General features: G+C 74.6%; 17 protein-coding genes and 3 tRNA genes. 10 read left to right on the forward strand and 10 right to left on the reverse strand.

Annotation, left to right across the window (positions count from 1 at the left end):
• Positions 1–68: 68 nt before the first annotated feature.
• From ACFOWE_RS00795 to dusB, 3 genes are all read right to left on the reverse strand, one after another.
• Complete coding sequence (locus ACFOWE_RS00795) at positions 69–1,037, reverse strand: TAXI family TRAP transporter solute-binding subunit (protein ID WP_377284776.1); 969 nt, start codon at positions 1,035–1,037, stop codon at positions 69–71.
• Complete coding sequence (locus ACFOWE_RS00800) at positions 1,034–3,058, reverse strand: TRAP transporter permease (RefSeq protein ID WP_377284777.1); 2,025 nt, start codon at positions 3,056–3,058, stop codon at positions 1,034–1,036. The genes ACFOWE_RS00795 and ACFOWE_RS00800 overlap by 4 nt, the downstream gene beginning before the upstream one ends.
• A gap of 203 nt (positions 3,059–3,261) precedes the next feature.
• On the reverse strand, positions 3,262–4,386 hold the full coding sequence (dusB, locus tag ACFOWE_RS00805) for a tRNA dihydrouridine synthase DusB (RefSeq protein WP_377284778.1): 1,125 nt from the start codon (positions 4,384–4,386) through the stop codon (positions 3,262–3,264).
• Positions 4,387–4,562: 176 nt separating this feature from the next.
• On the opposite strand from dusB, the gene ACFOWE_RS00810 reads away from it, so the two are divergent.
• From ACFOWE_RS00810 to ACFOWE_RS00825, 4 genes are all read left to right on the forward strand, one after another.
• Positions 4,563–4,634: transfer RNA gene (locus ACFOWE_RS00810), tRNA-Gly, on the forward strand.
• 25 nt (positions 4,635–4,659) lie between these two features.
• Positions 4,660–4,730 (forward strand) — tRNA-Cys (locus ACFOWE_RS00815).
• A gap of 17 nt (positions 4,731–4,747) precedes the next feature.
• A tRNA-Val gene (locus ACFOWE_RS00820) sits at positions 4,748–4,822 on the forward strand.
• Between the two features lie 224 nt (positions 4,823–5,046).
• Complete coding sequence (locus ACFOWE_RS00825) at positions 5,047–5,628, forward strand: DUF4291 domain-containing protein (protein WP_377284779.1); 582 nt, start codon at positions 5,047–5,049, stop codon at positions 5,626–5,628.
• 31 nt (positions 5,629–5,659) lie between these two features.
• Here ACFOWE_RS00825 and ACFOWE_RS00830 read toward each other — a convergent pair whose 3' ends face one another.
• Positions 5,660–7,288 carry a RecQ family ATP-dependent DNA helicase gene (locus ACFOWE_RS00830; protein WP_377284780.1) on the reverse strand — a complete coding sequence of 543 codons (1,629 nt, stop codon included), beginning with the start codon at positions 7,286–7,288 and terminating at the stop codon, positions 5,660–5,662.
• Between the two features lie 130 nt (positions 7,289–7,418).
• Here ACFOWE_RS00830 and ACFOWE_RS00835 point away from each other — a divergent pair, with 130 nt between their 5' ends.
• Positions 7,419–8,513 carry an FUSC family protein gene (locus ACFOWE_RS00835; RefSeq protein ID WP_377284781.1) on the forward strand — a complete coding sequence of 365 codons (1,095 nt, stop codon included), beginning with the start codon at positions 7,419–7,421 and terminating at the stop codon, positions 8,511–8,513.
• A gap of 70 nt (positions 8,514–8,583) precedes the next feature.
• Here the strand turns inward: ACFOWE_RS00835 and ACFOWE_RS00840 are convergent, their stop codons facing one another.
• Positions 8,584–9,003 (reverse strand): hypothetical protein, encoded by a 420-nt coding sequence (locus ACFOWE_RS00840; protein WP_377284782.1) that lies wholly within the window; start codon positions 9,001–9,003, stop codon positions 8,584–8,586.
• A gap of 858 nt (positions 9,004–9,861) precedes the next feature.
• On the opposite strand from ACFOWE_RS00840, the gene ACFOWE_RS00845 reads away from it, so the two are divergent.
• A complete protein-coding gene (locus ACFOWE_RS00845; RefSeq protein WP_377284783.1) occupies positions 9,862–11,007 on the forward strand; it encodes a carboxylate-amine ligase in 1,146 nt (381 codons plus the stop codon).
• Between the two features lie 172 nt (positions 11,008–11,179).
• On the opposite strand, the gene ACFOWE_RS00850 is transcribed toward ACFOWE_RS00845, so the two are convergent.
• The gene (locus tag ACFOWE_RS00850; protein WP_377284784.1) at positions 11,180–11,590 is read right to left on the reverse strand and encodes an STAS domain-containing protein; all 411 of its coding nucleotides are present in this window, start codon (positions 11,588–11,590) and stop codon (positions 11,180–11,182) included.
• Between the two features lie 226 nt (positions 11,591–11,816).
• Here ACFOWE_RS00850 and ACFOWE_RS00855 point away from each other — a divergent pair, with 226 nt between their 5' ends.
• Positions 11,817–12,257: a ribosomal maturation YjgA family protein gene (locus ACFOWE_RS00855; protein WP_377284785.1), complete on the forward strand. Its 441-nt coding sequence runs from the start codon at positions 11,817–11,819 to the stop codon at positions 12,255–12,257.
• An 18-nt stretch (positions 12,258–12,275) separates the two neighbouring features.
• Positions 12,276–13,085, forward strand: coding sequence for an Fpg/Nei family DNA glycosylase (locus ACFOWE_RS00860; protein WP_377284786.1), 810 nt, complete (start codon positions 12,276–12,278; stop codon positions 13,083–13,085).
• Positions 13,086–13,153: 68 nt separating this feature from the next.
• On the opposite strand, the gene ACFOWE_RS00865 is transcribed toward ACFOWE_RS00860, so the two are convergent.
• The gene (locus ACFOWE_RS00865) at positions 13,154–14,020 is read right to left on the reverse strand and encodes a dihydrodipicolinate synthase family protein (RefSeq protein ID WP_377284787.1); all 867 of its coding nucleotides are present in this window, start codon (positions 14,018–14,020) and stop codon (positions 13,154–13,156) included.
• A gap of 165 nt (positions 14,021–14,185) precedes the next feature.
• Positions 14,186–15,040, reverse strand: a complete 855-nt coding sequence (locus tag ACFOWE_RS00870) for a tryptophan 2,3-dioxygenase (protein WP_377284788.1) — start codon at positions 15,038–15,040, stop codon at positions 14,186–14,188.
• 140 nt (positions 15,041–15,180) lie between these two features.
• Here ACFOWE_RS00870 and ACFOWE_RS00875 point away from each other — a divergent pair, with 140 nt between their 5' ends.
• Positions 15,181–15,612 (forward strand): Lrp/AsnC family transcriptional regulator, encoded by a 432-nt coding sequence (locus ACFOWE_RS00875; protein WP_377284789.1) that lies wholly within the window; start codon positions 15,181–15,183, stop codon positions 15,610–15,612.
• A gap of 106 nt (positions 15,613–15,718) precedes the next feature.
• On the opposite strand, the gene ACFOWE_RS00880 is transcribed toward ACFOWE_RS00875, so the two are convergent.
• Together ACFOWE_RS00880 and ACFOWE_RS00885 are read right to left on the reverse strand one after the other, a co-directional pair.
• Positions 15,719–16,813 (reverse strand): alpha/beta hydrolase, encoded by a 1,095-nt coding sequence (locus ACFOWE_RS00880; protein ID WP_377284790.1) that lies wholly within the window; start codon positions 16,811–16,813, stop codon positions 15,719–15,721.
• A 133-nt stretch (positions 16,814–16,946) separates the two neighbouring features.
• Positions 16,947–17,633 carry a GntR family transcriptional regulator gene (locus ACFOWE_RS00885; RefSeq protein WP_377284791.1) on the reverse strand — a complete coding sequence of 229 codons (687 nt, stop codon included), beginning with the start codon at positions 17,631–17,633 and terminating at the stop codon, positions 16,947–16,949.
• Positions 17,634–17,723: 90 nt separating this feature from the next.
• On the opposite strand from ACFOWE_RS00885, the gene ACFOWE_RS00890 reads away from it, so the two are divergent.
• Positions 17,724–19,037, forward strand: coding sequence for an MFS transporter (locus tag ACFOWE_RS00890; RefSeq protein WP_377284792.1), 1,314 nt, complete (start codon positions 17,724–17,726; stop codon positions 19,035–19,037).
• Positions 19,038–19,079 lie beyond the last annotated feature (42 nt).

Below are 19,079 nucleotides of genomic sequence, written 5' to 3' on the forward strand. Positions count from 1 at the left end.
GCGTGCCGGGCGCCGTCCGCAGGCGCCCGGCGGGTGGTCGGCGGGTGGTCGACGGGTGGTTGGCGGGGTCACTGGCCGTAGTAGCGCCTGACGCCGTCGTGGAGCGGGACCGGGTCGGTCCGCGGGGCGTTCTCCCGGGTGATGCTCCTGGCCGACGGGTGGACCTTCTCCAGCTCCGCCTTGCGGTCGAACAGCAGCCTGGTCAGGCTCTCGGCGAGGGCGGCGTCCATCTTCTCGCCGACCACGAGCAGGTTCGGCACCACGATCGTCGGCACGTCGGCGGGGGTGGAGTAGACGTCCTTGCCGATCGTGCCGGCGGCGTAGACCGGGCCGTGCTCGGCCTGCATCTTGTCCAGGGAGCCGTCCAGCGGGACGAAGGCGACCTTGTCCCCGAGGCTGGTGAACAGATCGGTGATGCCCGGCGTGGGCAGGCCGCCCGACCAGACCAGCGCGTCCAGCGTGCCGTCCTTGATGCCCTGCACGCTCTCCGGCAGGCCCAGGGACTGGCGGCTGACGTCCTCGTCGGGGTCGAGGCCCGCCGCCCTGAGCAGCCGCAGCGCGATGACCTCGGTGCCGGAGTTGGGCGAGCCGGTGGAGACCCGCTTGCCCTTCAGGTCGGCGATGGAGCGCACGTTCGCCTCGGCGGTGGCGACCACCTGGGTGGAGTTGTCGTACAGCCGGGCGAGGGCGCGGATCGGCTGCGGCGCGGTGAAGGCGCCCTTGCCGTTCACCGCGTCGGCGGCGGAGTCGGCCAGGGTGAAGGCGATGTCGGAGTCGCCCCTGACCACGCGCTGGATGTTCTCCACCGAGGCGCCGGTCGCCTCGGCCGTCGCCTGGTAGCCGGGGAGGTTCCTGCCGATCTGGTCGGCCAGGCCGCCGCCGAGCACGTAGTAGACGCCGGTGGTGTTGCCGGTGGCGATCGAGAGCCGCGTGCCGGCGCCGGTCGCCTGGTCCGCGGCCCGCTCGGCGGACCGGTCCCCGCCGCAGGCGGTGAGGGCCAGTGCTCCGGCGGCCAGCAGGACAGCGAGACGTCTCATGACGGTTCCTCCCGTTTACGCGTGACCAGGTGAAGTGCGACTGCGACGAGCAGCACGCCCGCCCCGGCCAGCGCCGGCGCGGGGGACAGGAAGAGCAGCAGTACGGCGGCCGTCCCGCACAACGCCCGGACGGGCACCGTGGCGGGGCCGATCAGCCGGCCTCCGGTGGCGGCGGCCAGCGCGGCCACGGCCAGCGCCGAGACCGCCGTGGCGAGGATGATCTCCCCCGCCGGGCCCTGGGCGAGCAGGCCCGAGCCGGCGGGGGTCAGCACGAAGGCGAACGGCACCAGGAACGCCGGGAGCGTGTACTTCCAGGTGGCCAGCATGGTCCGGTAGGCGTTGCCGCCGGTGATGGCCGAGGCCGCGAAGGCGGAGAGCGCCGTCGGCGGGCTGACCTCCGACAGCACCGCGTAGTAGAAGATGAACATGTAGGTCTCGGCGTCGCTGACCCCGAGGTCCTTCAGCGCGGGGGCGATGATGACCGCCGCGATCACGAACGAGGCCGTCACCGGCACGGCCAGGCCGAGCAGGAGCACCGCCAGCGCGCACATCAGCGCGGTGACGGCCAGCACCCCGCCGGAGACCCCGACGATCAGCGAGCTCGCCTTCAGGCCCAGCCCGGTGAGCGTCACGACGGCGACGATCATCCCTGCGGCGGCGCAGGTCACCGCGACCGGGAGCACCCCGAGCGTGCCCGCGGCCAGGGCGCGGGCCGCCCGGCGGGGGGTGAGCCGGTGCTCGCGGTCGAGGAAGGAGAGCGCGAAGGCCAGCAGCGTCGCGTACACCACCGCCCGGAACGGCGACTGGCCCAGCGCCATCAGCACGACGATCACGAACAGCGAGCTGAAGTGGTAGCCGAAGCGGCGCAGCAGCGGCCACAGGCGCGGCGGCTCCCCGATCCCCGGCACCGCTCTCGCGGACGTCCCGGGCGTCCCGTCCCCGGCGGGCTCGGGGCCGTCCGTCCCCGTCCCGGCGGGCGGCCCGGCCTGCTCCGCGGCGCGCACGCCGTACTTGCGGGCGTCGATCTCGATCGCCAGGAAGACGCCCAGGTAGTACAGGAGCGTGGGGATCAGCGCGTACCCCAGCACCGTGAGGTAGCCGACCTGCATGTACTCGGCGATGATGAACGCCGCCGCGCCCAGGGTGGGCGGGGAGAGGATCGCGCCGATGCCCGCCGCGGCCAGCACGCCGGCGCCCTGCTCGCGCGGGTAGCCCGCCCGGCGCAGGATCGGCCAGGCGACGCTGCCGACGCTCACGGTGGTGGCGACGCCGGAGCCGCTGACCGTGCCGAGCAGGAACCCGGCCAGCGTGACCGTGCGGCCCGGCGCCGAGCGGGAGCGCCGGAACGCGGCCAGGGAGACCTCCACGAAGAACCGGCCCGCGCCGGAGTGGTCGAGGACCGCTCCGTAGATCGTGAACAGGATGATGTAGGTCGCCGCCACGTCCAGCGGCACGCCGTACACGCCGTCGGTGCCCATGGTGAACGAGGCGATGATCCGGTCGATGTCGTAGCCGCGGTGCCCGAGCAGCCAGTCGAAGGGCAGGTAGCCGCCGTAGTAGGCGTAGGCGAGGAAGAGCAGGCAGACAGCGGGCAGGATCCAGCCGATGGTCCGGCGGCAGGCCTCCAGCACCAGGAGCGAGAGCAGCGCCCCGGCGGCCGTGTCGAGGGCTGTGGGGTCGAACGCCCGCCGGATGAAGTCGTCGAAGACGGCCGGCGGATAGAGGCAGACCGCCAGGGAGAGCGCGGCCAGCGCCCAGTCGGCGGCGCCGGGCCGGTCGCCGGACCGGCGGCGCGGCTTGTAGCAGACGAAGACCAGCGGGAGCGCGACCGCCAGGAACACCATCCGGTACGGCAGCACCGCGCCCGGGAAGAAGGTCTGCCAGAGCACGTAGAGCGCTAGGGCCAGCGCGACGGCCGTGGCGGCCAGCGAGAACCCGGCGGGCAGGCGCCGGGCGGGTCTCTCGGCGTCGTACTCCGCGATCAGGTCTTCCGGAGATGGTGGTGCCGCCGTGCCCGTCAACGCGCCCCCCGCTGTGGACCGCCTCCCGTTGACCGAACGGTACACACGGGAGCTGACTCCGGCCCGTCAGACGGGGATCACATTATGATCACGCCGCGGGCGCGGCCGGGCGTGCGGCCGCCTCTTCCGTGCGGTGCGGGGACACCGGGGCCGACCGGGCGCGCGCCGTGCCGGGAAGGCCCCGGATCCCGGTCCCGGGCCGGTCAGCCGCCGGAGGTGTCCAGCTCGGCGCCGGCGTCGGGCACCGCGAGGTCGTAGGGGTCGTCGAGCCAGCCGGCGGGCAGGTGGACCCGGTCCCGGGCGTTGGTCTTGCCGCGCGGCGTGTCCGCCACCTCGCCGGGCCACGGCTGGGCGGGGTCGAGCTCGGCCAGCCCCTCGCGGAGCGCGGCGAGCGAGGAGGAGGTGGCCAGGCGGCGGCGCAGGTCGGCGCCGACGGTGAAGCCCTTGAGGTACCAGCCGACGTGCTTGCGGAAGTCGGTCACGGCGGTCGGCTCGCTGCCGAAGCACTCGGTCAGCAGGGTGGCGTGCCGGTCCATGACGGCGGCGACCTCGCCCAGCGCAGGCCGGGCCCGCTCGTCGCTCCCGGCGCACATGGCGGCCAGGTCGGCGAAGAGCCAGGGGCGGCCCAGGCAGCCCCGGCCCACCACGACGCCGTCGCAGCCGGTCCGCTCGATCATCCGCCGCGCGTCGTCGGCGCTCCAGATGTCGCCGTTGCCGAGCACCGGGATCGTGGTCACCGCCTCCTTCAGCCGGGCGACGGCCTCCCAGTCGGCGGTCCCGCCGTAGTGCTGGACGGCGGTGCGGCCGTGCAGGGCGACGGCGGCGACGCCCTCCTGCTCGGCGATCCGGCCGGCGTCCAGGTAGGTCAGGTGGTCGTCGTCGATGCCCTTGCGCATCTTCACGGTCACCGGGAGCGTCCCGGCGTTCCGTACGGCCTCGCGCAGGATGGCGCGGAAGAGGTTGCGCTTGTACGGCAGGGCGGAGCCGCCGCCGCGCCGGGTCACCTTGGGCACCGGGCAGCCGAAGTTGAGGTCGACGTGGTCGGCCAGGCCCTCCTCGGCGATCATCCGTACGGCCCTGCCGACCGTCTGCGGGTCGATCCCGTAGAGCTGGACGCTGCGCGGCCGCTCGTCCGGCGCGAACCGGATCATCCTGAGCGTCTTGGCGTTCCGCTCCACCAGCGCCCGCGTGGTGATCATCTCGCAGACGAACAGGCCTCCGCCCTGCTCGCGGCAGAGCGTGCGGAACGCCGAGTTGGTGATCCCGGCCATGGGTGCCAGGACGACCGGCGGCCACACCTCGAGCGCACCCAGCTTCAACGACTCCACCCGGCTGTTCTACCGCACGCCACCGGGTGGGACGAACCGGTCACGGGAACGGACGCCTCCTCCCGCCGGTCTCCTCCGCCCCCGTGGCCTCCCGGAGAACGTCCGGTTACGCAATCACCCGGAAAACCCGCTACAGTTCTCTTCGTCGCCACGGGCGGGAAACGCCCGGGGAGCACGCGGAAGTGGCTCAGGGGTAGAGCATCACCTTGCCAAGGTGAGGGTCGCGGGTTCGAATCCCGTCTTCCGCTCGGAAGAGGCCCTCGGGCCTTGCTCGGTGGAGTGGCCGAGAGGCGAGGCAACGGCCTGCAAAGCCGTGTACACGGGTTCAAATCCCGTCTCCACCTCTGGTCTTCCTCGACACGGACGATTAGCTCAGCGGGAGAGCGCTTCCCTGACACGGAAGAGGTCACAGGTTCAATCCCTGTATCGTCCACCACCTCTCACCTCCGGCCCGGCCGGAGACACGAGCCCCGGCCCACGGCACCACCCCGTGGGAGCGGGGCTTCTTCGTTCCTCGCGCCCGTCCCGGCACCGCGGGCACGGCGGTTGCGGGATCCCGGAGCACACCTGGAGGAACTCTCCGGCGGCGGGTCCTCGGGCGAACGCCCGCCCGGTGAATCCCGTTGCGCCACGGACGCCGCACTGGCCACGCTGGGCGCCATGGATGTCCCCCACCGGCAGATCCGCGCCGTCCACACCGAGGAGACCGTCACCGTCTACCAGGCTTACTCCCCCGCCGTCGCCGGTCCCGCCGTCGCGGCCCAGACCTTCGTCCCGCCCTTCAAACGGGAGCGGATGACCTGGATCAAGCCGTCCTTCCTGTGGATGATGTACCGCTCCGGCTGGGCCACGAAGCCCGGCCAGGAGCGCGTCCTGGCGATCGAGATCACCCGGCAGGGCTTCGAGTGGGCACTGGCGCACTCCTGCCTCAGCCATCCCGGCCCGGGTACCGACCGCACCGGCTGGGCGGAGCGCCTTCGGCGCAGCCCGGTCCGGATCCAGTGGGATCCGGAGCGCGACCTCCACCTCAACGCCCTGCCGTACCGGTCCATCCAGATCGGCCTGTCCGGTGAGGCGGTCGGCCGCTACGCCGGCGAGTGGATCACCCGGATCACCGACGTCACCGGCCGGGTCCGCGCGGTCCACGCCGCCGTCCGCGGTGGCGGCCCGGTCACCGGCCTGCTGCCCGCCGAGCGCCCCTATCCGGTGCCCGCGGACCTCATGCGGGCCATCGGCGCCTGAGCACGCCTGCTCCGGCTCCGTCCTTTCCCGGTCAGCAGGGCGCCAGGAGGTCGTCGCGCTCGACGGCCTCCAGGGAGAGCGTCTTGTAGCCGACCTCCTCGAACAGGACGGTGATCCGGTCGTTCTCCCTGCTCATCACCGTGCCGGGTCCCCAGGCGCTGTGCCGTACCCGGGCGTGCATGGCGAAGGGTCCGCCGGCGACCTCCGGCGCCTCCGCCTCACCCGCCCGGCAGGTGTCGCAGCGGCCGCAGATCCGCTCGTACGGCTCGCCGAAGTACTCCAGCAGGAAGCGGCGGCGGCACCCGGTGGTCTCGGCGTAGCCGCGCATCATCTCGATGCGCGAGGCGTCGACGCGGCGGCGGGCCTCCTCCAGCTCCACGGCGACTTCCACGGCGCGTGCGGGCTCCGGGCCGCCCTCGACGCGGCGCAGCCCGCCCCGGCCGGCGGGCTCGACGGCGCCCGCGCGCTCCAGCAGGTTCACCACCCGGGTCAGGCGGGTGGCGCTGACGCCGAGCACCTCGCGCAGCTCGCGGACCGGTACGGCGCCGCCGTGCTCGCACACCAGCGTCGCGACGCGCAGCAGCAGCTCCTCGTCGGGCCGTCCCCCGGCGAAGAAGCGGCGCAGCCCCAGGTCCTCGGGCCGGTAGAACAGCACCGCCTCGGCGCTCTCCCCGTCCCGCCCGGCCCGGCCGATCTCCTGGTAGTAGGAGTCCGGCGAGTCCGGCGGGGCCGCGTGCAGCACGAAGCGCACGTCGGGCTTGTCGATGCCCATGCCGAAGGCGGAGGTCGCGGCGACCACGTCCAGTCCGCCGTCGCGGAACCGCTCGTGGACGCGGTGCCGGTCGGCCGCCCGCATCCCGGCGTGGTACGCCTCGGCCCTGCGGCCCGCGGCCTTCAGCTCGGCGGCGTACTCCTCGGCGGCGCGGCGGGTGGCGACGTAGACCAGGCCGAGGCCGGGGCGGGAGGCCGCGTCCTCGACCAGCGCCCGGCGCAGGTCCTCGTCGGTGACGAAGCGGCGGACCTCCAGGCCGAGGTTGGGCCGGTCGAAACCGCGTACGACGTGCAGGGCGTCCCGCAGGCCGAGTGAGGCCGCGATCTCCTCGCGGACGGCCGGGGTGGCCGTGGCGGTCAGCGCCACCACCGGCGGGTGGCCCAGCCGTTCGATCACCTGGCCGAGCCGCAGGTAGTCGGGGCGGAAGTCGTGTCCCCAGGCCGAGACGCAGTGCGCCTCGTCGATGGCGACCAGCGAGGGGCGGGCGTCCCGGAGCCGGTCCACGGTCTCGGGCTTGGCGAGCTGCTCGGGCGCCAGGAAGACGAACTCGGCCTGGCCCGCCCGCACCTCCTCCAGCGGGGATCCGCCGGACTGCGCGGAGTTGACCGCGACCGCCCCGCCCGCGTCGGCCTCCTCCAGGCCCGCGACCTGGTCGCGCTGGAGGGCGATCAGCGGTGAGACGACCACGGTCGGCCCGTCGAGCAGCAGGGCGGGGACCTGGTAGACGGCCGACTTCCCGCTGCCGGTCGGCAGGACCACGAGCGCGTCCCCGCCGTCCAGCAGGTGCTCCATGGCCTCCAGCTGCCCCGGCCTCAGGTCCGTCCAGCCGAAGACCTCACGCGCCACCTCGCGGAGCCGCTCCGCCCGCGTCCCGCTCCCGTCCCCCATGCCCCGTCCCCTTCCGTGTCCCCCGACGCGCCGCCCGATCCGTCACCGGCTACCCTCCGAACGGCGTGGTAGGCCCTGCGGGCGGGGAAGCATCCCCGGACACGGGCACCGCCACGGGGAAGGAGGGGGCGTGCACCTCGACGTACGGGGCCGGCTGCGGCGGGTGGCGTTCATGGCCCCCTCCATCGTCCAGTGCGCGGTGGCCTCCGCGCTCGCGTGGATCGTGGCCAAGGACCTGCTCGGCCACTCCCGCCCCTTCTTCGCGCCGATCGCGGTGGTGGTCTGCGTCGGCGTCGCCACCGGCCAGCGCCTGCGCCGGTTGGTGGAGCTGGTCGCCGGGGTGAGCGTGGGCGTGGGCGTGGGCGACCTGCTGATCTCCATGATCGGCTCGGGGCCCTGGCAGATCGCCCTCGTCGTCGCCCTGGCGATGGGCGCGGCGGTGTTCCTGGACAGCGGGACGCTGATCGTGCTGCAGGCGGGCTCGTCGGCGGTCCTGGTCGCCACCCTGCTGCCGCCCGGCGACACCGGCGGGCTGGACCGCATGGTCGACGCGCTGATCGGCGGGACGCTGGGCATCGCCGCCCTGGCCCTGCTGCCGGCCAGTCCGGCGGGGATCGTCCACCGGCACGCCGCCGCCGTCCTGGAGGCGCTGGCCGAGGCGCTGCGGGGCACGGCGGAGGCCGTCAAGGAGGCGGACCCGGAGCGTGCCGCGGTCGCGCTGCGGCAGGCCCGGGAGTCCCAGAGCGCGATGGAGGCGTTCGGCAAGGCCCTGGAGACCGGCAGGGAGATCACGGCCATCTCGCCGCTGCGCCACCGGCGGCGCCAGCGGTTCCTCCGCTACGAGACCGCCCTCACACCGCTCGACCACGCGCTCCGGAACCTCCGCGTGCTCTGCCGGCGGGCCGTCGTCGCCCTGGGGCAGCGGGAGGTCCAGCCGCCCCTGCTGGCCCGGGCGCTGCGCGAGCTCGCCGACGCCGCGCTGCTCTTCCGCGACGAGCTCGCGGCAGGGAAGCCGCCCGACGGGACCGCGGCCACGGTCCTGAAGGTGGCGTCCCGGCTGGGCGAGGTGCCCGCCGGCCGGTCGGGCCTCTCCACCGATGCCATGATCGCCCAGCTGCGGTCCGTCGTCGTCGACCTGCTCGTGGCGGCCGGCCTCGACCGGGAGGCCGCCACCGCCGCGCTGCCGCCGCCCGCCCACCCGGCCGGCGGAGCGCACGGGGGATGACACCGTGCCGGCCGGGCCGGGTCCCGCGATTCACAGCAGGTCGCAGCAGGTCACAGCAGGTCACAGCAGGTCAGGGCAGGTTCCTGACGCGTTCGAAGTTCTCCCAGGCGCGCACGCATCCGGTGCGCCGGTCGTCCGGCGGCAGTTTCCGGCAGATGTCGGAGCCTCTCAGCGGGGGTTCGAAGACCCCGCCGTAGGGGTGGTCTCCCGGGCGTCCGCCACCGGTGGGCGCGAGTCCTCCGGAGACCTCCCCGGAGGGGGCCGCCGAGGGCGCCGCGGAGGGGATCCCCGAGGAGGTCGCGGGAGGGTCCGCGGCAGAGGGACCGGTGAAGGTCCCTGCGGAGGCGCCGGAGGGCCCGGCGATGGCTCCGGTGGCGGGCGCCGCCCCGCTCCGGGACTGCGCGCCGCCGTCGCGTACGGCGGGCCGCAGCGGCAGGCCCCGCGGTCCCGGCCGGGCGGACACCGTCGTGCCCGGCCTCGCGGAGGGCACTGCCGCGTCTCCACCGTCTCCACCGGCGGCCGGGGGGCGGGGTGCCGGCCGCTCGTCCGGTGCGGCGTGCCACGGGCTCCCCGGAGGGGGTGAGGAGGCCGCGACCGGCGCCCGGGTGGCCGGGATCCGGGCGCCGGGCCCGGATCCGCTCCCCGGCCGGCCGCGGGACCCGGCCGGCTCCCCCGTCCCCCGCCCGTCCGGCGGGCGCTCCCCCGTCTCACGGGAGGGCACGGAGGTGGGAGGGTCGGGGGTGGCGCTTCCCGGGCCGGTCGGCACGTCCCGCGCCACCGGAGGGATGGGAGCCTCGGGGGCCGGGCCGGCGGGCGGCCCGGACTCGCCCGACCAGGCCACGGCCAGGCCGCCCACTCCCGCCAGGAGGAGGAGCGCGCCGATCACCACGGGCCGGGTGAGGCCGCCACGGGGCATCTTCGACCGGGACCGGGGGTTCTTGCCGGGGAAGCGGGGGACGGCCGCCGGGCCGTTCCGGTTGTCGGGGCCGGCCGGCGCGGAGGGCTGGAGCGGGTCCTGGCCGCTGGGTACGCGGCCATGCCGTACGGACCTGGGGGTGGGACCGTGCTCACCGTGCATCTCGCCTCCCGTGTCGCAGGTGATCTGTTCCAGCCTGCCGGAAAACACGGAACGCAGTCGGGTGATTACGCAAGGATCACGCGACCTCCCCGACGGGAGCCGCACGCACGGGAATGGACACGTAGCCGGAGAGGTGTTTTTCCGGATTCAATCCGGGAATAGGGGATTTACTCCTTTCGTCCTTTATTAGAGGAAAGAAATAAATATGAACTTTATGTCATATTTTTCCGGTCTGTACTCGTACCGGCCCTCAGCCGGACGGCGCCCGGGATGACCGTCTCCCCGCGGGAGCTCACCGTCGGCGTGGAGGAGGAGTTCCTGGTCGTCGACCCCGAGACCGGACGGACCGCCCCCGTGGCCGACGCCGTCCGCAGGCGGATCACGGTCCCGGTCACCGCACGGGTCCAGCCGGAGCTCATGAGGTTCCAGATCGAGACCAACAGTCTCGTCCACACCGATCTGGAGGAGCTGCGACGCGACCTGACCGAGTTGCGGACCGCCGCGGCCACCGCCGCCGAGGGGGCCGGCGCGCGGCTGGCCGCCTCGGGCACGGCCCTGCTCGACAGCCCCGGTCCGCCCCAGTTGAGCCCGTCCCCCCGCTACCAGCGGATGTACCGGCAGTACGGCGGCATCCTGCGGGGCCAGGGCGTCTGCGGCTGCCACGTGCACATCGGCATCCCCGACCGCCACGAGGCCGTCCAGGTCAGCAACCACCTGCGCCCCTGGCTTCCGGTGCTGCAGGCGCTGATGAGCAACTCCCCGATCGCCGGCGGCGTGGACACCGGGCACGCCAGCTGGCGCGTCGTCCGCTGGACGCGCTGGCCGAGCGCCGGGCCGCCGCCCTTCTTCAGCTCGCCGGAGCACTACGACGCCCTGGTCGACGCCCTCTACGCCACCGGGGCCATCATGGACCGGGCGATGGTCTACTGGTACGTCAGGCCCTCCCACCACCTGCCGACCCTGGAGTTCCGCGGCGCCGACGCGTGCGCGACCCTCGACGAGGCCGTCGCGCTCGCCGCCCTCGTCAGAGCGCTGTGCGCCGTCTCCCTCGCCGACGTGCGGCAGGGCCGGCCCGCTCCCGCCGTCGACCAGACCCTGCTCAACGTCGCCTACTGGCGGGCGGCCCACGACGGCCTGGAGGGCAACGGCTTCGACCTGCTCTCCGGGCGGCGCAGACCCGCCTGGAAGCTGGTCGGCGGCCTGCTGCAGCGGGCGCGGCCCGCCCTGGAGGAGAGCGGCGACCTGCCCTTCGTGACGGAGGTCCTGAACCGGCTGCGCGCCACCGGGTCGGGGGCGGCGCGCCAGCGTGCCGCCTACCGGCGCCGGCACGACCTGCACGACGTCGTCCGGCTGCTGGTCGAGCAGACACGGCCCGAGCCCGAGCCCGCCGTACCCGTCCGGGCCTCCGCCCGGTAGAGCCTCCGCCGGACCTCAGGCGGTCCACGGACCGGCCGGGCGCGGCTCCCCGGCCGGGCGCGGCTCCTCGGCCCGCCCGACCCCTGAGACCGCCGACCCCCGAGACCGCCGATCCCTCGGTCCGCCCGATCCCTCGGTCCGAAGGCCCCTCGGCCGCCCCGCCCTCCGGCCCTCAGCCCGCCGGCTCGGCGACCTTCCCGTCCAGCTCGAACACCTCGGCCAGCTCCATCTGCCGGCACGAGCGCATCAGCCGCGGCGGGAGCCCGGTGAGCCTCAGCCGTCCCGCCACGGTGGCCAGGCGCCAGCGGATCCCCAGCAGCAGCGTCCAGCCCGCGCCGTCGCACGACTCGAGGTCGTGCACGTCGAGGACGAGGAAGCGGTGCCCCTGGTCGACCAGCTCGGTGAGCACCCGGCCGAGCAGGTAGGCGCTCGACATCGTCAGGCTTCCCGCGAGGGTGACGACCGTCTCCTCGGACCCGGCGCCGATCACGAGCTTCAGCTCGGCGACGGGTCCCGGCTCCGGCGGCTTCACCGTGACGACGGGCTTGATCTGCGGAGCTTCACTGGTCTGCAGGGCTCCCATGGCGGCGACCTCCTCGGACGGGCGGCAGGCGAACGCTCCGCCGTGCTGGCTGAGGGATTGCCTGGCGATTTACCCGGAAAGCAGTCTATATCACCCTGCGTAGTTGCAACGTCACTCACAATGTTCACCATGGCCCGGTGAGACCCTCGTCACGCCCGCCGACACCTCCGGTCACTCTCCGTCACCCCCGCGACGCCCCGGGGCCGGGCGGCGCTATCGTGAGGCGGTGCCCGACGCCCTCCGCTCCCGCCTGCCCGCCGTCCTGGCCGCCGCCGCGACCGTCGCCGCCGGACTGACTCTCCGGGCGCTCACCGACGGCTGGTTCGGCAAGTACGGCGGCGACGCCCTCTACACCGTCCTCGTCCACACGCTCGTCGTCGCCGCCGTGCCCCGCGTCCCACCGGTGCGGGCCGCGGCCGGCGCGCTGGCCTTCAGCTGGGCGGTCGAGTTCGCCCAGCTGACCGGGGTCCCCGCCGCGCTCTCCGAGGTGAGCGTCGTGGCCAGGCTGGTGCTCGGCAGCACGTTCGGCGCGGCCGACCTCGCGGCCTACGCCGCCGGAGCCGTGCTGGCCGCGGCGGCCCACACGGCCGCCCGCGCGGTGGCCCGCGCCCGGCTCCGCCGCCGGGTGCCCGCCGGCGCTCCCCTGACGGCGGGACCACAGGGATAGGACGGGATAACCTGCACCATGCCCGAAGGACACACCATCCACCGCCTGGCCGCGGAGCACCGGCGCGCCTTCGCCGGACGGCCGGTCCGCGCCGAGAGCCCGCAGGGCAGGTTCGCCGCCGGGGCGCGGCAGATCGACGGACGGGTGCTGCGGGAGGCCGACGCGCACGGCAAGCACCTGCTGCTCGGCTTCGACGACGACCGCTGGCTCCACGTCCACCTCGGCATCTACGGCAAGTACGCCTTCGGCCCGCTGCCCGCCCCCGCCCCCACCGGCGCGGTGCGGCTCCGCCTGACCGGCCCGGACGCCCACGCCGATCTGCGCGGCCCCAACACCTGCGAACTGCTGGACCCGGTCGACGTCAAGGCGCTGCACGCCCGCCTCGGCCCCGACCCGCTGCGCGCGGACGCCGACCCGGAGCTCGCCTGGCGGCGGATCTCGCGCAGCCGCACGTCCGTGGCGGCGCTGCTGATGGACCAGTCGGTGGTCGCGGGCGTGGGCAACATCTACCGGGCGGAGGTGCTGTTCCGGCAGGGCATCGCCCCGGCCACGCCCGGCCGGGAGCTGCCGCGCGAGCGGTGGGAGGCGGTCTGGGCCGACCTGGTGGTCCTGATGGCCGAGGGGGTGCGGGCCGGCCGGATCGACACGGTGCGGCCGGAGCACACGCCCGAGGCGATGGGCCGCCCGCCCCGCGTCGACGACCACGGCGGCGAGGTCTACGTCTACCGGCGGGCGGGCATGCCGTGCCTGGTCTGCGGGACGGAGGTCCGCACCGAGACGCTGGCCGGCCGCAACCTCTTCCACTGCCCGGGCTGCCAGCCGGCCTGACGCCGCCGGGCCGCCCTCGTCACGCCAGCGGCGCCGGCGCCGAGCCGGCCGGCTCCCGGCCGCCCGCGTCACAGCAGCGCCAGCACCGCCTCGACCGGCTCCCGGCGGGCGGGCAGGAGCGGGAGCCGTACGGCTGGGGTGGGGATCGCGCCCCGGGCGTGGAGCACGCCCTTGAGGACCGTGGGGTTCGGCTCGGCGAAGACGGCCGCCGCCAGCGCGGAGAGCCGGTGGCCGAGGGCGCGGGCCCGGGCGGTCTCCCCCGCGCGCCAGGCCTCGGCGAGGGCGGCGAAGTCGGCGGTGCGCAGGTGGGCGGCGGCGAGGATGCCGCCGGCGGCGCCCAGTGCGAGCAGCGCGGAGAAGAACGTGTCCTCCCCCGCCAGGACCGCGAAGTCCGCCGGCGGGTCCGCCAGCAGCGCCACGGTGTCGGCGTCGACGCCGCCGACCGCCTGCTTGACCCCGCGCACCATGGGCAGCGCGCCGATCGCGCGCAGCGTGGCGGCGCCCACCGCCTGGCCGGTCCGGTAGGGGATGTTGTAGACGAGCAGCGGCACCGGGCTGCGCCGGGACAGCTCGGTGAAGTGGGCCAGCACCCCCGCCTCGCCGGGGCGGACGAAGGGCGGCACGGTGACCAGCGCGGCGTCGGCCACGCCGGCGAGGGCGCGCAGTTCCTCGGCGGCGCTCCGGGGGTCGCCCGACCCGGCCCCGACGGTCAGGGGGGCTCTCCGCTCCCGGCAGACCCGGGCGCACACCTCGACGACCGCCCGCCGTTCCTTCTCCGTCAGCGCTGCGGCCTCCGCGGTGGTACCGAGCGCGACCAGCCCGGCCGCGCCGCCGTCGAGCGCGGCGCGGGCCAGGCCCTCCAGTGCGTCGAGGGCGACTTCGCCGTCGGCGGCGAAGGGGGTGATCAGCGGGACGTGGACACCGGAGAACGTCATGGCCCGAGCCTGACAGCCCTGCGGTGTTCAGGTCCAGTTAGCTTCACTTCCCTGGAAGTTAAGCGATGCTGATGCATCCGCCGTACGGCCGGCGACCGCGCGGGCCGGCACGGGCTCCGGGCCCGCACGCGGGGCGCGGCCGTACGGCGGGCGCCTCCCGCCGCCTCACATCAGGGTGCGAGCACTCCAGATCTCGGGGAAGACGTCCCGGCGCATGCTCCGCTCCAGCCAGGCCAGCCCGCTGGACCCGCCGGAACCCGGTTTGGCGCCCATGGAGCGGCGGACCGCCATCAGGTGGCGGTAGCGCCAGTCGGAGAACCTCTCGGCCAGGTCGGCGAGCGCCTCGGCCAGCGGCTCCAGGGGCCCCCGGCAGACCTCGACCCAGACGGCCTCGACCTCCGGGCTCGGCCGGTACTCGTCGGTGTAGTCACGTTCCGTGACCTCGCGCGGGACCGCGTAGCCGCTGCGGGCCAGGAACGCCAGCACCGAGTCGTAGAGACTGGGCCGGGACAGCGCCTCCACGAGTTCCCCGTAGGCGGCGGGGTTGCGGCGGTGCGGGCGGATGAGGGTCCCGGACTTCAGGCCCAGCAGGAACTCCACGTGCCGGTAGGCCGCGGACTGGAAACCGGACGCCTCGCCGAGCGCGTCGCGGAACCGGTTGAACTGCGCCGGGGTGAGCCTGCCGAGCGGGCCCCAGGCGGCGTTGAGCGCCTCGAAGTGCAGCACCGTGCGCCGGATCGTGGCGAGCGCGGCGCCGGCGTCGTCATCGTCCAGCTGCCGCTGGGCCAGCCGCCACTCGGTGCGCAGCAGCCCGAAGTACAGCTCCATCACCTGCGTGGTGACCAGGAAGGTGAGCTCCTCCGGCGCGTCGGTCACGGTGCGCTGGAGGCGGTGCAGGGCGGCGGTGCCGACGTACTCGTCGTACGGCGTGACGGATTCGAAGCCGAGCGTGGGCAGCCCGCCGTTCTCCGCGGCACGGGTGGCCCGGTCCCGCTCGGTGCGCTGCGTGATGGTGTTCACTGCTCCCCCTTGTCGTTCTCCCTTCCATCCTGTCCCAGCACCTCGACCAGGAGAATATTGCAATAAAAGCGATTTGCCGGTTTACCTTTGGTTCGCAAGGCCCGAGACGGGTTCCGGTTCACATATGACGGAGCGTGACGATGGACGCGATGGACTGGGCACTCCTGGCCGAGCTGCAGCGGGACGCGCGGCTGTCCTACAGCGAGCTCTCCCGGCGGGTGCACCTGTCGGCCCCCGCGGTGGCCGAGCGGGTGCGGCGGCTGGAGGAGACCGGGGTGATCACCGGCTACCACGCCCGAGTGGACCCGGCCCTGGCCGGGCGCGCGGTGGCGGCGCTGATCAGGATGTCGTGCTACGGCCCCCGGTGCGTGCTCCGCGACGAGCAGGCGCTCGCCTGGCCGGAGATCCTGGAGGTGCACCGGGTCACCGGGGAGACGTGCTGCCTGCTGCGGGTGGCGGCCTCGTCGATGGCGGCCTTCGAGGAGCTGATCGACCGGCTGGCGCCGTACGGGCATCCGTCGAGCATGATGGTGCTCTCCAGCCCCGTCCCCTGGCGCCCGCTCTCGCCCTGACCCTCTGACCTCCGCGGACCTCCCCTGCCCTCCGCGGTGGTCCCGCCGGGCCCGCGCCCCCGGTCCCGGCGGGGCCGCACGCCCGCGCCCGGCGCCCCGCGCGGCCTCACCCCCGCCGGGAGCCGCCGCCCAACCGGTCGCCGATCGCCCCAGCGGCCGCCCGCCAGATCGGCGAGGCCGGGTCGATCACGTCGAAGTGGTCGCCCGGCATCTCCAGGTAGGTCACGTCGTCCCCCGCGGCGCGGGCCGCCCGGGCGTAGCGGCGGCCCAGGTCGACCAGGTCCGGGTCGTCCCCGCCGCCCTGGACGACGAGCTGGGGGACCTTCAGCGGGACACGCTCCAGCGGACTGGAACGGGCGTAGACCTCGGGGACCTCGGGAGCCTCGCCGGCCGGGCCGCCGAGCGCGGCGGCGACCGCGCCGGCGCTGAGCCTCCTGCGGTCGGCCTCCACCAGGTCGAGCACCCCGGCGAGGGCGACCGCGAGGGAGACCCGGTGGTCGTCGGCCGCCGCGCGCAGGGCGAGCTGCCCGCCCGCCGAGTGGCCGATCACCACGAGCGGTCCGGCCGCCTCCCGCGCGGCCAGCGCGACCCCGGCGGCCACGTCCTCGGTGGTCGCGGCCCAGCCGTGCCGGTCGGGGCGGCGGTACTCGAGGTTCCAGGCGGCCAGGCCGCGCCCGGCCAGGTCGGCGCAGAGCGCGTCCATCAGGTCGGCGCCCCAGATGGACCGCCAGTAGCCGCCGTGCAGCACCACCGCCACCGGGGCGGGCCCGGCCGCCCCGCGCGCGGGCCGCACCTCCGCCCACTGGTCGGGGTGCGGTCCGTAGGCGATCCGGCGGGCGGGCCGGCGGAGCCGGTGCACGGCGCGCCGGACCGCCCACACCAGCCCCCAGACCCCGCGTCCGTGCAGGTGCTCCGGGCCCGCGGGGTCCGCGACGGGGTGCAGGTCGAGCCAGACCGCCCGGGGGTGGCGGGCCATCAGGGCCCGCACCTCGCGAGTGGGACCGGGCAGCACGACCGGGGTCTCCGGCGAGGCCAGGAGCGCCTCCACCTCCGCCGCCCCGGCGGCGGCCACCACCCTCCCCCGGACGCCCAGCCGGTCGAACTCGCGCTCGGCGGTCTCGGAGAGCAGGCGGAGATCGGCGACCAGGCCGGGACCGGTCACCACCACGACATCCGGAACATCCGGGACAGGGGACGTCATGCGCCCATTGTCGCCCTCGTCCGCCCGGCCACGAGCCGCCGCCCCGGGGTGCCTCCGCGCCGCACGGACCCGGCGCGGCCGCACGGACCGTTATGGATCATTACGGATCGTGGGAGCCGTACGGCGCGGGCGGTCACGGGCGCGGCGCGTAGGCCCGGAGCAGGAGCTCCTCGGCGTCGTCGAGATAGCGCTCCAGCGCTGCCCCGGCCTCCGCCGCGCGGCCGGCCTCCAGCAGCTCGACCAGCTCCAGGTTGCGGCCCACGAACGGCTCGTGGAAGTCCCGCGGGTTCTCCATGACGTGGAAGACCAGGCGCAGCTCGGCCAGGAGCTGGCGCATGGCCTCGTCCAGCCGGGGGCTGCCGTTCAGCGCGGCCAGCGCCTGGTGGAAGCGGATGTTCGCGGTGCCCACGTCCGGCCAGCGGCCCTCCTGCGCGGCCCGGGCCGCCTCGGCGACGGCGGCCCGGATCGGGGCGAGCGCCTCGGGCGGGGCGGTCGCGCCGTGCCGTACGGCGGCGCCCTCGATCACCCGGCGCACCCGGTAGACGTCCGCCACGTCCTGCGCCGAGAGCACCCGCACGAACACGCCGCGGTTGAGCCGGTGCTCCAGCAGGCGCTCGTGGCCGAGCAGCCGAAAGGCCTCGCGCAGGGTGTTGCGGGAGACGCCGAGCGCCGTCCCGATGGCCTCCTCGGAAAGGCGCTGGCCCGGCGTGAAGAGTCCCTGGGCGATCCGCTCGCGCAGGATGTCGGCGACCCGCTCGGCGGTGCTGCTACGCCCCAGGCGGTCGCGGTCGTGCGCGAGTTCGGCGACGGCGTTGTCCACGGGCCAACAGAATCATCGAACAAGTCTCTTGTCGAATTGTTGAACAATCCTTATGTTGATTCCAATCCCCCACCGTAAGGAGCGAGTGCGATGGCAGGCTCCCAGACCCGGCGGGTCATCCTCGCCGGACTGATCGGCACCTCACTGGAGTGGTACGACTTCTTCCTGTACGGCTCGGCCGCCGCCCTGGTGTTCAACAAGCTCTTCTTCCCCACCTTCGAGCCCCTGACCGGGACGCTGCTGGCCCTGCTCACCTACGCCATCGGGTTCGTCGCCCGCCCTCTGGGCGGCATCGTCTTCGGCCACTTCGGCGACCGCGCCGGCCGCAAGAACGTGCTCGTGGCGACCCTGCTGCTGATGGGCGTCGCGACCTTCCTCATCGGCCTGCTGCCCACCTACGCCACACTCGGCGTCACCGCGCCGCTCCTCCTGGTCGCCCTGCGCTTCCTGCAGGGTCTCGGCCTGGGCGGCGAGTGGGGCGGAGCCGTGCTGATGTCCATCGAGCACGGCGACCCGCGCAGGCGCGGCTTCAACGCCAGCTGGCCGCAGGCCGGCGTGCCCGCGGGAAACCTGCTGGCCGCCGGCGTGCTCGGGATCATGTCCGCGGCCCTGCCGGAGGAGGCGTTCCTGTCCTGGGGCTGGCGGGTGCCGTTCCTGCTGTCGGGCCTGCTCGTGGTCGTGGGCCTGTGGATCCGGCTCCGGATCGTGGAGTCGCCGCTCTTCGCCGAGGTGGAGCAGAGCGGGACGAAGGCGAAGATGCCGCTGCTGGAGGTCTTCCGCGCCCACCCCCGGGCGCTGGCCTCGGCCTTCTGCGCGCGCATCGGCGTGGACGTCGCCTTCTACACGTTCGTCACCTACAGCCTCTCCTACGTCAGCGGGACCCTGGGCATGGACCGCGGCGTCGCGCTGAACGCGGTGCTGATCGGCTCGGCCGTCCAGCTCTTCCTCATCCCGCTGTTCGGCGCGCTCTCCGACCGGGTGGGCAGGCGCCCGGTCTACTTGGCGGGCGCCGCCGCGACCGCCGTCTGGGTGTTCGCCTTCTTCCCGCTGCTGGACAGCAGGTCCTTCCCGGTGATCGCGCTGGCCGCGATCACGGCGCTGGCCTGCCACGCCGCGATGTACGGCCCGCAGGCGGCGTTCATCGCCGAGCTGTTCAGCACCCGGCTGCGCTACAGCGGCGCCTCCATGGGCTACCAGGTCGCCGGGATCTTCGGCGGCGCGCTGGCCCCCATCCTCGCCCTGGAGCTCTACGGCACGTTCCAGAGCACCGTGGCGATCTCCCTGTACGTGGTGGCGGCGCTCGCCGTCACCGCCGTCGGCCTGCTGATCGCCCCGGAGATCCACGACACGGACCTCCCCGGTGACCGGGGGACGTCCGCGGGGGCCGTCCCCCAGCAGGCCTGAGGCCCCGCCACCGCGAGGAGGCCCCCGGGCGGCGGGGGGGGC

This window comes from Planomonospora corallina (genome assembly GCF_042650625.1).
In the GTDB taxonomy this organism is placed as follows: domain Bacteria; phylum Actinomycetota; class Actinomycetes; order Streptosporangiales; family Streptosporangiaceae; genus Planomonospora_B; species Planomonospora_B corallina.